At 65.4% G+C, this 14,793-nt stretch carries 9 protein-coding genes; 5 read left to right on the top strand and 4 right to left on the bottom strand.

Going from position 1 to position 14,793, the window contains the following annotated elements; all coding sequences use genetic code 11:
* Nucleotides 1-123 precede the first annotated feature (123 nt).
* From F8G81_RS22175 to F8G81_RS22165, 3 genes are all read left to right on the top strand, one after another.
* On the top strand, nucleotides 124-1,113 hold the full coding sequence (locus F8G81_RS22175; RefSeq protein ID WP_267276780.1) for an LLM class flavin-dependent oxidoreductase: 990 nt from the start codon (nucleotides 124-126) through the stop codon (nucleotides 1,111-1,113).
* 246 nt (nucleotides 1,114-1,359) lie between these two features.
* Nucleotides 1,360-3,990: a trehalase-like domain-containing protein gene (locus F8G81_RS22170; RefSeq protein ID WP_267276779.1), complete on the top strand. Its 2,631-nt coding sequence runs from the start codon at nucleotides 1,360-1,362 to the stop codon at nucleotides 3,988-3,990.
* Between the two features lie 66 nt (nucleotides 3,991-4,056).
* Nucleotides 4,057-5,589 (top strand): MFS transporter, encoded by a 1,533-nt coding sequence (locus F8G81_RS22165; RefSeq protein ID WP_267276778.1) that lies wholly within the window; start codon nucleotides 4,057-4,059, stop codon nucleotides 5,587-5,589.
* A gap of 40 nt (nucleotides 5,590-5,629) precedes the next feature.
* On the opposite strand, the gene F8G81_RS22160 is transcribed toward F8G81_RS22165, so the two are convergent.
* The 4 genes from F8G81_RS22160 to F8G81_RS22145 form a co-directional block, all read right to left on the bottom strand.
* Nucleotides 5,630-6,763, bottom strand: coding sequence for an FAD-dependent oxidoreductase (locus tag F8G81_RS22160; RefSeq protein ID WP_267276777.1), 1,134 nt, complete (start codon nucleotides 6,761-6,763; stop codon nucleotides 5,630-5,632).
* A 63-nt stretch (nucleotides 6,764-6,826) separates the two neighbouring features.
* Nucleotides 6,827-7,753 carry an AEC family transporter gene (locus F8G81_RS22155; protein ID WP_267276776.1) on the bottom strand — a complete coding sequence of 309 codons (927 nt, stop codon included), beginning with the start codon at nucleotides 7,751-7,753 and terminating at the stop codon, nucleotides 6,827-6,829.
* A gap of 52 nt (nucleotides 7,754-7,805) precedes the next feature.
* Nucleotides 7,806-8,231, bottom strand: coding sequence for an aspartate 1-decarboxylase (gene panD / locus F8G81_RS22150; protein ID WP_267276775.1), 426 nt, complete (start codon nucleotides 8,229-8,231; stop codon nucleotides 7,806-7,808).
* Between the two features lie 107 nt (nucleotides 8,232-8,338).
* Nucleotides 8,339-9,256 (bottom strand): LysR substrate-binding domain-containing protein, encoded by a 918-nt coding sequence (locus F8G81_RS22145; protein ID WP_267276774.1) that lies wholly within the window; start codon nucleotides 9,254-9,256, stop codon nucleotides 8,339-8,341.
* Nucleotides 9,257-9,421: 165 nt separating this feature from the next.
* On the opposite strand from F8G81_RS22145, the gene F8G81_RS22140 reads away from it, so the two are divergent.
* The gene (locus F8G81_RS22140) at nucleotides 9,422-10,885 is read left to right on the top strand and encodes an amino acid permease (RefSeq protein WP_267276773.1); all 1,464 of its coding nucleotides are present in this window, start codon (nucleotides 9,422-9,424) and stop codon (nucleotides 10,883-10,885) included.
* 406 nt (nucleotides 10,886-11,291) lie between these two features.
* A complete protein-coding gene (locus F8G81_RS22135; RefSeq protein ID WP_267276772.1) occupies nucleotides 11,292-14,786 on the top strand; it encodes a bifunctional proline dehydrogenase/L-glutamate gamma-semialdehyde dehydrogenase in 3,495 nt (1,164 codons plus the stop codon).
* Nucleotides 14,787-14,793: the final 7 nt, after the last annotated feature.

Below are 14,793 nucleotides of genomic sequence, written 5' to 3'. Positions count from 1 at the left end.
CGCACTCGTCAGAACTGGGCGGCCTGCAGAAATATCCGGAGTACCGGCGTCGTTGTCCACAGTGTGCCCGGCCGCGAACTGGCCGGCAGCACTACGCAACGCATTTGAAAGGCCGGCACCGACGTGACTCTTCCCCTCTCCATTCTTGATCTGGCAACCATCGGCAAAGGCCAGACGGCGGCGGAGAGTTTCGCGGGCAGCGTGGCCATGGCGCAGCGTGCCGAGGAGCTGGGCTACCGGCGCATCTGGTACGCCGAGCACCACAACATGTCCTCGATCGCCTCCTCCGCCACCAGCGTGCTGATCGCCCACGTGGCGGCGCACACCGAAAGCATCAGGCTGGGCGCAGGGGGCATCATGCTGCCCAACCACTCGCCGCTGACCATCGCCGAGCAGTTCGGCACCCTGGAGACGCTGCACCCCGGGCGCATCGACCTTGGCCTGGGCCGCGCCCCCGGCAGCGACCAGAACACCATGCGCGCACTGCGCCGGGACCCGATGTCCGCCGACAGCTTCCCGCAGGACGTCCTGGAACTGCAGGGCTACCTCACCGGCCCCACCCGGATCCAAGGCGTGGAAGCAACTCCCGGCAAGGGCACCAACGTGCCGCTGTACATCCTTGGCTCCTCGCTGTTCGGCGCGCGCCTTGCTGCCCAGCTGGGCCTGCCCTACGCCTTCGCCTCCCATTTCGCGCCCAACGCACTGCAGGACGCCGTGGCCCTCTACCGCCGGGAGTTCAAGCCGTCGGCCCAGTTGGATGCGCCGCATGTAATCGCCGGCGTCAACGTGATTGCTGCGGACTCGGCATCCGCCGCCCAAGAAACTCTCCAAGCCACCAAACGTGCCCGCGTTTCGCTGTTCTTCGGCGCCGGACGGGAGTTCACCGACGACGAAGCGGACATGATCCTGGACTCCCCGCAGGGGCAGCACGTGGCGCAGATGATGACGTACTCGGCCGTCGGCACCCCGGACGCCGTGATCGAGTACCTGGATGAGTTCGCCAGGCACTCCGACGCCGACGAGCTCATCGTGGCGCACCAGAGCACCGATTTGGCCTCCAGGCTGCAGTCTGTTGAGCTGCTGGCCCGGGCTGCCGGCCTGGCCCGGGTGTAGGTCCGCCACTGAACAACACACTCCGCCGGCGGCGTGCAGCACCTCACGCCGGCGGTGCGTCCCGCCGTCGAACTTAACACGGCGGCAACGGTAGCGACATTCAGGCGAAACTGCCTCCGAGCAGGATGAACAGTGCCCCCTCTGGAGTTCTTTCATGGAATTCCGGGGAGGGGCACCACCCGGTAGCCCGCCAGGAAATCCAGCGGCTGCCTTCCCGGGCCAGGTTCTGCCTTAAGGGGTACATGGATGCCAACGCCTTTGAACCAGACCGTCGCGGACACCGCGCTGCTCACCAAATCCCTGCCGCTGGGCCTCCTGCGGGCCTTCGTGCAGTCGGACGCCGCCGACGACGGGCTGACGCCAACGCTGCTGGCCGAGCTGAAGGTGCTGGCCCGGGTGCCCGGCCTCCTCGTGGCCTGCAACTACGGCGGAACGCTGTGCGACGCGGAGGGCATCTCCACCGAAACACTTCCGCTGGGGAGCGCCGCGATTGCACTGCGGGCCCTGGCAGCCTTGCCCAATACGCATGCCGCCGTAATTTCCGGGCGCTCACTGCGTGACCTTGCCGCCGTGTCCCGGCTCCCGGCTGAAGTGCACCTCATCGGGTCCCATGGTGCGGAAGCGGACATGGGGTTCGCGCACACGCAGTCCTTGGCCACGGAAGCCGCCCTCCAAAGAGCGAGCACCGCACTGTCCGAGGCGGTGGGCTTCCAAAAGGGGATCTGGATTGAACGCAAGCCGGTGGCCGTCTCGGTGCACACCCGGCCTGCCTCGCCCGACGTCGTGCAGGCGGTCACTGACACGGCACGGGAGATCGCCCGCGCCCACGGGCTGTTCTTTATCGTGGATGGCTCGGTGCTGGACCTGTCAGTTGTGGAACCGTCGAAGGCCCCCGCGCTGGAGAGCCTGAGGTCCCGGCTGGGCGCCAGCGCGGCCATGTACGCGGGGGACGCCTACAGCGACGAACTGGCCATGGCTACGCTCCGCGGCCCGGACATGGGCCTGCGCGTGGGCCCGGGGAAGACGGCGGCCGGCCACCGGCTGCGCGACCCCGAATCCTTTGCCCGGGTGCTCGCGATCCTTTTTGAACTGCGCCGGGCCTGGCTCTTCGGTGAGGACGCCGTGGGGCTGGAGCGGCATTCAATGATTGGCAACGGGTCCTCCACCGCCCTGGTCACTCCTGACGCCAAAATCTGCTGGATGAGCCATCCGCTGCCCGATTCGGGCTCCCTGTTCGCCCACATCCTGGGTGGGGACGCCGCCGGGCATTTCTCGGTTGAACCGGTCAAGGCCTCGCAGGTGCTGGGCCAGCGCTACGTGGACAGCACCATGATCGTGGAGACCCGCTGGGCGGACGTGACCGTGACCGACTACCTCGAACCGGCGCCGGATGGCATCACCAGCCTGGTCCGTGTGCTGTCAGGCACCGGTGCGGCAAAGATCGTGTTTGCGCCGCGGCCGGACTACGCCAACGCCCCCTTCAGCATGGAGGCCCGCGGTGACGAAATCCACGTGGTGGGCACGTCTGACCCCATTATTCTCCTGTCACCCGGCGTCACGTTTGCCATAACTTCGGACGGGCGCCATGCCACCGCCACCGCATCGGTGAACCTGCAGGACGGGCCCATAGTCCTCAACATGCGCTGCGGCGACACCGAGCCGCAGCCCGCAGACCCGGGCGGCGAAACTCAACGCCGCGCCGGGGTGGCACATCACTCCCGCCGCTGGGTGCAGGACCTGGAGCTGCCCAGCGTCAAGCCCTCCCTGGTGCGCCGTTCGGCGCTGGTGCTGCGGGCCCTGGTGCACGCACCCACCGGCGCCGTGCTGGCCGCCCCCACCACGTCCCTGCCGGAAGGCATCGGCGGAACCCGCAACTGGGACTACAGATACTGCTGGCTGCGGGACGGATCCATGACCGTCAACGCGCTGGTGGATCTGGGCTCAACGGCGGAGGCCGCCGGCTTCCTCGACTGGCTGGGCCGCATCCTGGAGAACGCGCCCGGCCCGGAATGGCTGCACCCGCTTTACTCCGTGACGGGGGCGCCCTTATCCACGGAAGCCGTGATCGACAGCCTGCCCGGCTACGCCGGTTCCCGTCCGGTGCGGATCGGGAACGCCGCCGACCACCAGGTCCAGCTGGACGTTTTCGGCCCTGTCGCCGACCTCATCCACGCCCTCAGCGAGCGGGAAGGCGCGCTCGCCGATGACCACTGGGAGCTGATGGTGCAGATGGCGGCAGCCGTGCTGGCCCGCTGGCACGAGGCCGACCACGGCATCTGGGAGGCGCGGCGGGCGCCCCGCCATCACGTGTATACCAAGGTCATGTGCTGGGTGACCCTGGACCGTGCACTGCGCACGGCCGCCCGTCATGGCAGGGCGCCGGAACCGTCCTGGGCTCCCACGGCCTCCCTGATCCGGGACGAGGTCCTGCGTGAAGGCTGGGATGACTCCGCGCAGTCCTACACCGTCGCCTACGACAGCCCGGACCTGGACGCCGCCGTCCTGCACATCGGGCTCTCCGGCCTGCTGGACGTAAACGACCAGCGCTTCCTCGACACCGTCACCGCCGTCGAACGGGAACTGCGGGTAGGGCCCACAGTCTTCCGGTACAGGTACGACGACGGCCTGCCGGGCCTGGAGGGCGGCTTCCACATCTGCACCACCTGGCTCATTGAGGCGTACGTGGCGGTGGGCAGGATCGAGGAGGCCTGGGATCTTTTCGACCAGCTGGTGAACCTTTTTGGTCCCACCGGCCTGCTGCCGGAGGAATACGATCCCGGCACCGAAACGCATCTGGGGAACCATCCCCAGGCTTATTCGCACCTTGGATTCATCCGCTGTGCCAGGATCCTGGACGGGCATCAAGGCAAAAAGTAGTCGGCTTTCAGGTCCGGTACCTAGAGTGGAGGTAACCGGACGCTGCCACCGAGACGAGACCACCAGATGACTGCCCAAGCCCAAGGAGTGGGGTTCCGATCTGAACGCGGCCCTATTCTCATTGCCCTGATGCTGGCCACCGGCCTTGTGGCCATTGACGCGACCATCGTGGCCACGGCTGTCCCCTCCATCGTGGATGACCTCGGCGGGTTCTCGTCGTTTCCGTGGCTCTTCTCCGCGTACCTGCTGGCCCAGGCCGTCTCCGTGCCCATCTACGGGAAGCTGTCCGATATGGTTGGCCGCAAGCCCATCATCCTGGCCGGAATCAGCCTCTTCCTGCTGGGCTCCGTGCTCTGCGGCATCGCCTGGAGCATGCCGGCGCTGATCGCTTTTCGCGCCCTGCAAGGCCTGGGCGCAGGGGCGGTCCTGCCCGTGTCCATCACCATCGCAGGAGACATCTACTCCCTTGAGGAACGCGCCAAGGTCCAGGGTTACCTCGCCAGCGTGTGGGCCATATCCTCGGTGGTCGGACCGAGCCTGGGCGGCATTTTCTCCTCCCTGGGCCTCTGGCGGGGGATCTTCCTTGTCAATGTTCCGCTGTGCATCCTGGCGGGCTGGATGCTGTTGCGGACCCTGCACGAGAACGTCCAGCGGGCCAAACACCGCGTGGACTATCCCGGCGCGGTCCTCCTGGCCGGTTCTCTCAGCCTGCTTATCCTTGGCGCGCTTGAAGGCGGCCAGGCGTGGGCCTGGGATTCGCCGCTGAGCATCGGTGCTTTCGCCATCGGTGGTGTCCTCCTGATCGTTTTCGTGTTCGTTGAGCGGCGCGCGGCAGAGCCCATCCTCCCGCCGTGGGTGGTGTCCCGGCGCCTGCTGGCCTCCACAGCCCTGGTTTCCTTCGGCGTGGGATCAATCATGATTGGGCTGACGTCCTATGTGCCCACTTTTTTGGACGGGGCACTGGGCACATCCCCGCTGGTGGCCGGCTTGGCTCTTGCCGCCCTTACGCTCGGCTGGCCGATCAGTGCCTCGCAGGCCGGAAAGCTCTACCTTCGGATCGGGTTTAAGTCGACGGCCCTGATCGGCATCACAGTCACCATCCTCGGTGTGGCGATCCTGGCCCTCACTGCGGCGACTCCCAACGTGGCGCTGATCGCAGTCAGCTGCTTCGTCGTCGGATTCGGCCTCGGGCTGGTGGCCACGCCCACACTGATCGCGGCCCAGTCAAGTGTTCCGTGGAACGAGCGCGGCGTGGTCACCAGCACCAACCTCTTCGCGCGCTCCATTGGCAGCGCGCTGGGTGTTGCCGTCTTCGGAGCCGTGGCCAACGCCCTTTATGCCGGCACCCCGCCCGAAGCCGCAGGCGAGCACACCGTTGTGGTCGCCTCAAGTGCTGTCTTCCTGGCAGTCCTTGCCTGCGCGGTGCTCAGCATCGGCGCGGTGGCGGCAATGCCTGCCACGTCCCCTGGCAAAGCAGCCCCTGCCAAAGGAGACCACGTCAAAGCAGACTCCGTCAAAGCAGACCCCGGAGTGCAGGCCGAGGGGAATGAGGGGGCCGGCGATGCTGAACCGGATGCGGCCAGGCGCCGCACGCAGTGACCAGCTGCAGCAGCCAGCGATCAGCTAACGCAGTGACCAGCTAACGCGCCGCGGAGAAGATCGTGGGAGCAGTCCGTGTGCCGGTGGCCAGGTCAGCCAGGATCCTGCCGATCACCGGGGTGAATTTGAAGCCGTGCCCTGAGAACCCGGCACCAATAACCACCGGGCCGATCCGGTCCAGGACGAAGTCCTCATCCGGAGTTGTGGTGTAAGTGCAGCTGATGGCCTCGAACGAGTCCGCATCCACGCCGGGCAGCCACCTCCGGGCATAGTCCTGCAGCGCCGCCAGCTGCCGGGGTTCGGGTTGGAATGACCTCCTGTCCGGGTCCACCACAGGTCCCACGCCGTGCCAGCCCGCCTTGATCCCTTCGCCCGGGGTCTGCATCCCATAGACGGGGGAGTACCAGTCCTTGTAGGCCGCCCCGCTCCCCGGATAATGGTTGAACCCTGGCCACACAGCATGAGGGTCAGCAATACCGAAGTGAACCGGCTGCTCCTGCGTGACCCGGAGCCTGGGCAGCCTCAGCTGCGAAGCGCTGGTGGCACCGGCCAACAGTTTCTCCGTCCAGCCTCCCGCCGTCACTACTGCCTGGGCAGCCGTGACGGTCTCTGTGCCGGCGTCGGAATCCAGGGTGAGCCGGACGCCGTCGTCCACTATCTGCAAGTCCACCACTTTGGTGTGGTGCCGGATTTCGGCTCCCCGCGCCCCGGCGAGCTGCTGGAAAACCGGCAGGGCGGCCTCGGGGTTGAGTTGGCCGCCATCCGGCATGTAGAGCACCTGCTGGTCAAACCGGATCCCGCTCCAGCGTTCGGAGGCGGCGTCAACGCTGAGGAAATCGGCCCGGATTCCGGCCTCGGAGAGAGCAGCCTGTATCTCGGAGAGCACGGGATCCGGCCCATGGCTGACGATGCCGGTTCGGGTGAGGAGCCGCTGGCCGCTCTCCTGCTCCAGCTCGTCCCACAAGGCCAGTGATTCGGCCAGCATGGCCACATACTCGGGGCGGTGATAGCCGGGGTTGAGGTTGCGGGTGGCTCCGTGTGAGGCGCCCTTGAGATGGCCGGGTCCGAACTGTTCCAGCAGCGTGACCTGCCGGCCCCGGCGGGACAGGGCCCAAGCGGCAGCTGATCCCATGGCACCTCCGCCGATCACAACGGTATCCAGGATTGTTCCCATCAGTCCTCCAGGTGCTCAGGTGCTTGGGTGCTTGGGTGCTTGGGTGTTTGACTGATCCACTGCTCAGGTGAGCAGTTGGGCGAGCCCGATCATGGCGGGCACAGCCACCACGGTGGTGATCAGCACGGTGTCCTTGGCCACGATGAGGCCGGTTTTGTAGCGGCTGGCGGCAACAAAGACGTTCTGCGCCGTGGGGAGTGCTGAAATGACCACCACGGCGAACAAAGCGTGGCCTTCCATCCCCAGCGCAAACTTGGCAAACAGGTAGGCGATGCCAGGCTGCACCAGCAGCTTGAAGCCGCTGGCCAGCAACGTATCCAGGCGCCGTCCACCCACAGCCTGCAGTGGCCTGGACCCGTTTAGGCTCATGCCAAAGGCGATAAGCATGGCCGGAATGGCTGCGCCGCCAATCAGGTGGATGGGTTCCATCACCAGGGCGGGGACCTGCCAGCCGGTTCCGGCCACCACCAGCCCCAGGGCCGAGCCCACAATCATCGGATTCTTCAGGATCATCACCACAAAGCTCAGCGGTGTGGCCCGGTGCGAGCTTGTGCTGGCATCCAGGATCATCAAAAACAGGGGGCTGAAGAACGCCAGCTGGAAGATCAGCAGGGGTGCCACGTAACTGGCATCTCCCAGGACATAGACGGCGATGGGGATGCCCAGGTTGGCCGAGTTGACCAGGGATGCAGCCATGGACGACATCAGGGCTTCGGGCAGCGGGCGCCTGAGCCAAAATTTGATGATCGCGAAAAAGACCATGGCGGACGCGAAGGCAGCCACGGCTGTCACCAGCAGGGGCTCGGCGAAGACCTCCTGCAGGCGGGCCTTGCCGAGCGTTTCAAACAACAGCGCAGGGCTGGCCACAAAAAACGTGAGTCCGCTGAGGACCTGCCGTCCGTTCTCGCCCAGGAGGCGGCGCCTGCCCACGAACCAGCCCACCAGGATGATGACCCACACCACAAAGAAGCCCGAGAGTACGCCTACCAAGGAATGGCCTGTGGAGCGCAGGGGCAGGGTTTACCGGGACTCACGCTCCGGACTACAGGGTGGCGTTGTTCAGTGCGAAAGGAGGCCGCATCAATCCGGGCGTCAAGCCTTCGGCGGGATCATTGCCCAACTGGATAATCTTGTTGTCCTGGTCAACGTGGACAACCCGTGGCTGGTACGCCCTGGCTTCCTCGGTGGTCATCGCGGCATAGGTGATGAGGATGACGACGTCGTTCTCATGGACCAGGTGCGCAGCGGGTCCGTTGATGCCGATGACACCGGAGCCGCGCTCGCCGGCGATGGTGTACGTTTCCAGGCGCGCGCCGTTTGTGACGTCCACAATGGCCACGAGCTCGCCGGGGAGGATGTCGGCAGCATCAAGCAGGTCCAGGTCGACGGTGACCGAACCTACGTAGTGCAGGTCCGCGTGCGTGACGGTGGCCCGGTGGATTTTGGACTTGAACATTGTGCGATTCATAACTTGCCTAGTCTAGCGCCGGGGTCCGGATCGCGCTGTGACGCAGGAAACACAGGCGCCCGGCTATAACTGGCCACCTGCAAAGGCGGCGGGAAGGCGTGAGGTTGCTACCCGGCGTCGTCCGATTTTGCGACGGATTCGGCAGTCAGGGCGAGCATTTCGCGGGCAGCCAGGATGGCGGGCCTGCTGGCGCTGGCGCGCCTGACAGACGTGAAAATGGTCCTGAACGGGTTGGCCGGCAGCTCCAGCAACTGCGCCGTGGTGCCCCGCCCGGTCCAGACCAGGTCCGGCATCAGGGCCACGGCGTTCCCCGACTCGATCAGCCGGATCTGGGCCTGCAGGTCAGCTGTTTCAAACCGTACGTCGGGTTCAAAACCGGCGCTGCGGCACGCCTGCTCAGCCCAGTGCCGGGATGCTGCACCCCTGGGCTCCATCACCCATGCCATGTCCGCGGTGTCCTGGAGGGACGTGATCGGCGGCCGGCCGGCAGCCTGCGGTGGAACCGCCAGCCTGATGGCGTCAGTAGTCAGTTTGATGCGGTCCAGTTCGGGGTAACGGGGAGCGGCGTGACCCGGATACTGTTCGGCGATCACCAGGTCGAAGTCCCGGGCCCACGTTTCATGCAGCGCTGTTTCTGGCTCCCGCTGGGTCATCTCGATCCGGACCTCGGGGTAGGCGGTGGACATCCGGGACAGGGTGTCCGGCATCAGGGCCAGGGCCGCAGACTGGAAAACGGCGATCCGGACAGTGCCGGTGACTGTGGTCAGCGACGCTGCCAGGTCCGCCTCCGCCTGCTCCAGGGTCTCCAGCAACTGCGCGGTGTGGGCCACCAGGACTTCCGCCTGCGGAGTCAGCTGCACGCGGCGCCCCGTCTTCCGGAGCAGCTCCACGCCGGCCTCTTTTTCCAGGAGGGCCAGCTGCTGGGACACTGACGACGGGCTGTATTGGAGCGCCTCGGCCACTTCCGCGAGGGTGCCCCGGATCTGCAATTCACGGAGCAGCCGGAGCCGCCGGACGTCGAGCATGTGCTGGTCCTTCTCACGAATGGATATTTAGGCTAATCAATACCGGTTAGAAATAGTCACTTTATCTAATGCAATTGCGCTTGCATACTGTTGGGGTTGAGTTATCCCCGTCACAGGCCACGCACCGGGAGCCTAGATGGGGCCCCACCCAAGCAGGAGTTCCTGATGAGCACAAGAGATTTGACCCAGTCGATCATGCGGCGAAAGCCCCTGAACGACATCGAAGAAGAAAACAAGCACAGCGGGCTTTTTAAATCGCTCGGCCTCTGGCAGCTGACCGCTATCGGCGTCGGCGGCATCATCGGCGTCGGGATCTTCTCCCTTGCCGGGCTGGTCGCAGCAGGCAACGAAGACACTCCGGGTGTGGGGCCCGCCGTGCTCATTTCGTTCCTGATTGCAGGCCTGGCGTCGGCGGCCGCGGCGCTGTCATACGCGGAGTTCGCGGGCATGATCCCCCGTGCCGGATCCGCCTACACCTACGGCTACGTGGCTCTGGGTGAAGTGATCGGCTGGTTTATTGGCTGGGACCTGCTGCTCGAATACATCGCGATCGTGGCGGTGGTGGCCATTGGCATCTCCGGTTACTTCGAAGCCTTCCTTTCCGGCCTGGGAATTCACCTGCCCACCTGGATGGCGTCGACGCCGGATGAAGGCAAGGGCGGCATCATCAACATTCCCGCCATCCTGGTCTGCCTCCTGGTGACGTGGATCCTGAGCCGCGGCACAAAGGCCTTCGGCCGGTTTGAGTTGGTGGCCGTGGCCATCAAGGTAGTTCTGATCCTCTTCATCATCGGCCTTGGCGTCTTCTACATCGACACCAACAACTACAACCCGTTCATGCCCAGCGGCTTTGGTCCCGTCCTGGCCGGCTCTGCCACTGTCTTCTTCGCTGTCTTCGGTTACGACGCCATGAGTACGGCGGCCGAGGAAGCCACTGACGGCAAGAAGCACATGCCCAAGGCCATCGTCCTGTCCCTGATCGTGGCCATGCTGCTCTACGTTGCAGCAACCCTGGTCCTCACCGGAATGCAGAACTACAAGGACATCGACCCGGCTGCAGGCTTCGCTTCAGCCTTCACCAGCGTCGGCCTGCCTGTGATTGCCACCATCATCTCCGTGTTCGCCGTGCTGTCCATCCTTACCGTGATGCTGACCTTCCTGCTGGGCGTCACCCGCGTCTGGTTCTCCATGAGCCGCGACGGGCTGCTGCCGGGCTGGTTCGCCGGAACCGACAAGCACGGCACCCCTCAGCGCGTCACCTGGATTGCCGGAATTTCCTCGGCCCTGCTGGCCGGCGTTTTCCCCATCAAGGCCGTGGCCGACCTGACCAACATTGGTATCCTGGCCGCGTTCGTGGTGGTCTGCCTCGCCGTCATCGTGTTCCGCTACAAGAGGCCTGATGCGCCCCGGACATTCCGGCTGCCGTTGATGCCCTTCATTCCGGCCTTCGGCGTCCTGGCCTCTGCCCTGCTCATCTGGCAGCTGCCGGCTGACACCAAATGGCGGTTCGGCGTGTGGCTCATCATCGGCCTGGCCATCTACTTCTTCTACGGCCGCAAGCACTCTCTGATGAATCCCAACAGCCCGCGCCACGCAGAGGCCGAGGAGATGCACCGCCCCGTCGGCTGACCGACCCCAGGACGCTCTCTGACTTCCTGCAGGTATTTCGAAACGCTCTCTCACTTCCTGCAGGTTTCCACAGACGCTCTCTCAGTTAACGCGCATTTTGGACGAGCCCTCTCTCACTGTCCGTGGGGGAGGGCTCGTCCTATTGTGCGCTGGTTGGATTGGCGTCGTGACCAGCGGACGTGAGAGAGGGTGGCCTGAAAACCCACAATAAGTGAGAGAGCGTTGCCCCAAAACAGGCCAAAGGTGAGAGGGCGTCTAAGGGATTTTCTGACCGTTCGGACTGGAATTAATTACATTGGCTTTTCTAACCTGTATTGCTCAGAAAACATCGCTTTATCTTATGTGATCCAAGGCTCATACTGATGAGTAAGACCCCTCCGGACCAAGGAAAGAACGAGTACCAGCCATGACCAACATTGCAGTGAAGACCGGTGTGAATGCCGGCTCGGCCAGCTCCCCCACGCATGCAGATGTGCCGGAGGCGAAGGCGCTTGCCCAGGAGAGCATCGCGTTGGTGCGCCACTGGCTGACAGAGGCCTCGAAGGTGCCGGTGGACGCTTCCGCGGAGCAGCTTGCCGGCGTGCTCAAGGACCCCAACGGCCTGGAATTCACCGTGGGGTTTGTGGACGGCGTAGTCCGCCCTGAGGACATCCACGTGGCGGCCCGGAACCTCGCAGCCCTGGCCCCCAAGGTCCCCGCCTTCCTTCCGTGGTACATGCGCAGCGCAGTCCGCGTGGGCGGCACCATGGCCCCCGTCCTTCCGCAGGTTGTTATTCCGGTCGCCCGGCGCGTGCTCCGGGAAATGGTGGGCCACCTGATCGTGGACGCCACCGACGCCAAGCTTGGCCCGGCCATCGCGAAGATCCGCAAGGACGGCATCAAGCTCAACGTGAACCTCCTGGGCGAGGCCGTCCTGGGTGAACATGAAGCTTCCCGCCGGCTCGAAGGCACCCATACGCTGCTGGCGCGTCCGGATGTGGACTACGTGTCCATCAAGGTCTCCTCCACCGTGGCGCCGCATTCACCCTGGGCCTTTGACGAGGCCGTGGAGCACGTGGTGGACAAGCTCACCCCGCTGTTCGCCAAAGCAGCCTCCTTCCCCAAGGCCAAGTTCATCAACCTGGACATGGAGGAATACAAGGACCTGGACATGACCATCGCGGTGTTCACCCGGATCCTGGACAAGCCCGAGTTCAAGAACCTCGAGGCCGGCATCGTGCTGCAGGCCTACCTGCCGGACGCGCTCTCCGCCATGATCCGGCTGCAGGACTGGGCGGCCGAACGCCGTGCCCAGGGCGGCGCGCCCATCAAAGTCCGTGTGGTCAAGGGCGCCAACCTGCCCATGGAACAGGTGGAGTCCTCCCTGCACGACTGGCCGCTGGCCACGTGGGGAACCAAGCAGGATTCCGACACCAACTACAAGCGGGTCATCAACTACTCCCTCCACCCGGAGCGGATCCGCAACATCCGGATCGGCGTTGCCGGCCACAACCTCTTTGATATCGCCTTTGCCTGGCTTCTGGCCAAGCAGCGCGGTGTGGAGTCGGGCATCGAGTTCGAGATGCTGCTGGGCATGGCGCAGGGCCAGGCGGAGGCCGTCAAAAAGGACGTCGGCTCGCTGCTGCTCTACACCCCGGTGGTGCACCCGGCCGAGTTCGACGTCGCCATCGCCTACCTGATCCGCCGCCTGGAAGAGGGCGCCAGCCAGGACAACTTCATGTCGGCAGTCTTCGAACTGAGCGAGAACGAATCCCTGTTCGAGCGTGAGAAGCAGCGCTTCCTGGTCTCCCTGGAAAAGCTCGACGACGCCGTCCCGCTGCCCAACCGCCGGCAGAACCGCAGCCTGCCGCCGCAGCCGCTGCCGCACGATTCATTCAAGGACACCCCCGACACCGACCCGTCGCTGCCGGCCAACCGGGACTGGGGCCGGGCCATCCTGGGCCGCGTCCCCACATCCTCGCTCGGCAACGCCTCCGTTCAGGCGGCCACCATCACCGATGAGGAAACCCTCAACACCGTGATCGAAACTGCAGTGGAAAAGGGCAAAGCCTGGGGTGCCCTCTCCGGCGACGAGCGCGCTGAAATCCTGCACCGGGCCGGAGACGTCCTGGAGGCCCGCCGCGCGGACCTGCTCGAGGTCATGGCCAGCGAAACCGGCAAAACCATCGACCAGGGCGACCCCGAGGTCAGTGAAGCCGTGGACTTCGCCCACTACTACGCCGAGTCCGCGCGGAAGCTGGAAAAGGTCGACGGCGCAACGTTCGTCCCGGCCAAACTCACCGTGGTCACTCCGCCGTGGAACTTCCCTGTCGCCATCCCCGCAGGGTCCACCCTTGCAGCGCTCGCCGCCGGCTCCGCCGTCGTGATCAAGCCTGCCAAGCAGGCCTGCCGCAGCGGTGCCGTGATGATCGAGGCGCTGTGGGAAGCGGGCATCCCGCGTGACGTGCTCACCATGGTGCAGCTGGGCGAGCGGGAACTCGGGAAGCAGCTGATCTCCCACCCCGCCGTGGACCGGGTGATCCTGACCGGCGGCTACGAGACGGCCGAGCTGTTCCGCTCCTTCCGCAAGGACCTGCCGCTGCTGGCCGAGACCAGCGGCAAGAACGCCATCATCGTCACCCCCAGTGCTGACTTCGACCTGGCCGCCAAAGACGTGGCCTACTCCGCCTTCGGCCACGCCGGGCAGAAGTGCTCCGCCGCTTCACTGGTGATCCTGGTGGGCTCGGTGGCAACATCCAAGCGGTTCCGCAACCAGCTGATCGACGCCGTGACATCCCTCAAGGTGGGCTACCCGCAGGACCCCACCAGCCAGATGGGACCCATCATCGAGCCGGCCAACGGCAAGCTGCTCAACGCCCTGACCACCCTCGGTGAAGGCGAAAGCTGGGCGATTGAACCCCGCAAGCTGGACGGCACCGGCAGGCTGTGGAGCCCGGGCGTCCGCTACGGCGTCAAGCGCGGATCCTACTTCCACCTCACCGAATTCTTCGGACCCGTGCTGGGCGTCATGACGGCGGATACCCTGGAAGAGGCCATCGCGCTCCAGAACCAGATTGAGTACGGCCTCACCGCAGGGCTGCACTCGCTCAACTCGGACGAGCTAGCCACGTGGCTGGACACCATCCAGGCCGGAAACCTGTACGTGAACCGGGGCATCACCGGCGCCATCGTGCAGCGCCAGCCCTTCGGCGGCTGGAAGAAGTCTGCCGTAGGTCCCGGAACCAAGGCCGGCGGCCCCAACTACCTTGCAGGCCTCGGCGACTGGATCAGCAAAGAAAGCTCGCTCGGTTCACGGGTCACCAACCCCGGTGTCCGCCGGATCATCAACGCGGCCGGGAGTGCCGTGGAGCCTGCCGAGCTGGAATCCCTGCAGCGCGCCGTGGCATCCGATGCCCGGGCCTGGGCGGACGAATTCGGTACCGCCAAGGATGTCTCCGGCCTGAGCGCGGAGCGGAACATCTTCCGCTACCGGTCTCTGCCGGTAACCGTGCGCCTCTCCGAAGGTGCCCCGCTGGTGCACTTGGCGCGGACTGTGGCCGCGGGCGTTCTGGCAGGCTCAAGGCTCACCGTTTCCACCGCCGTCGAACTTCCCGCCCAGCTCCGCTCGGTGTTTACGGGACTTGATATTGACGTGACGGTGGAGTCCGACGCCGGCTGGCTGGCAACGGCTGCCCGGCTCGCCGCCGCCGGCAAGCTGTCCGGAGCCCGGATCCGCCTGATCGGCGGGAACTCCATCGCGCTGGCGGAAGCGACAGAGGGCCGTCCCGACCTGGCGGTTTACGCCCATGAGGTGACCGAATCCGGACGGGTGGAGCTGCTGCCGTTCCTCCATGAGCAGGCCGTCAGCATCACCGCACACCGCTTCGGAACCCCGAATCACCTCTCGGACGCGCTCATCTAGCCGCACT

It is taken from the genome of Arthrobacter sp. CDRTa11 (genome assembly GCF_026427775.1).
In the GTDB taxonomy this organism is placed as follows: Bacteria; Actinomycetota; Actinomycetes; order Actinomycetales; family Micrococcaceae; genus Arthrobacter.
This window is presented reverse-complemented; position numbering and strand designations above follow the sequence as displayed.

Bases quoted from the DNA above. Each gene is read 5' to 3' on its own strand.
- panD (WP_267276775.1), bottom strand. From the start codon at position 8,231: ATGAATCGCACAATGTTCAAGTCCAAAATCCACCGGGCCACCGTCACG.
- F8G81_RS22165 (WP_267276778.1), top strand. From the start codon at position 4,057: ATGACTGCCCAAGCCCAAGGAGTGGGGTTCCGATCTGAACGCGGCCCT.
- F8G81_RS22135 (WP_267276772.1), top strand. From the start codon at position 11,292: ATGACCAACATTGCAGTGAAGACCGGTGTGAATGCCGGCTCGGCCAGC.
- F8G81_RS22145 (WP_267276774.1), bottom strand. From the start codon at position 9,256: ATGCTCGACGTCCGGCGGCTCCGGCTGCTCCGTGAATTGCAGATCCGG.
- F8G81_RS22170 (WP_267276779.1), top strand. From the start codon at position 1,360: ATGCCAACGCCTTTGAACCAGACCGTCGCGGACACCGCGCTGCTCACC.
- F8G81_RS22160 (WP_267276777.1), bottom strand. From the start codon at position 6,763: ATGGGAACAATCCTGGATACCGTTGTGATCGGCGGAGGTGCCATGGGA.
- F8G81_RS22140 (WP_267276773.1), top strand. From the start codon at position 9,422: ATGAGCACAAGAGATTTGACCCAGTCGATCATGCGGCGAAAGCCCCTG.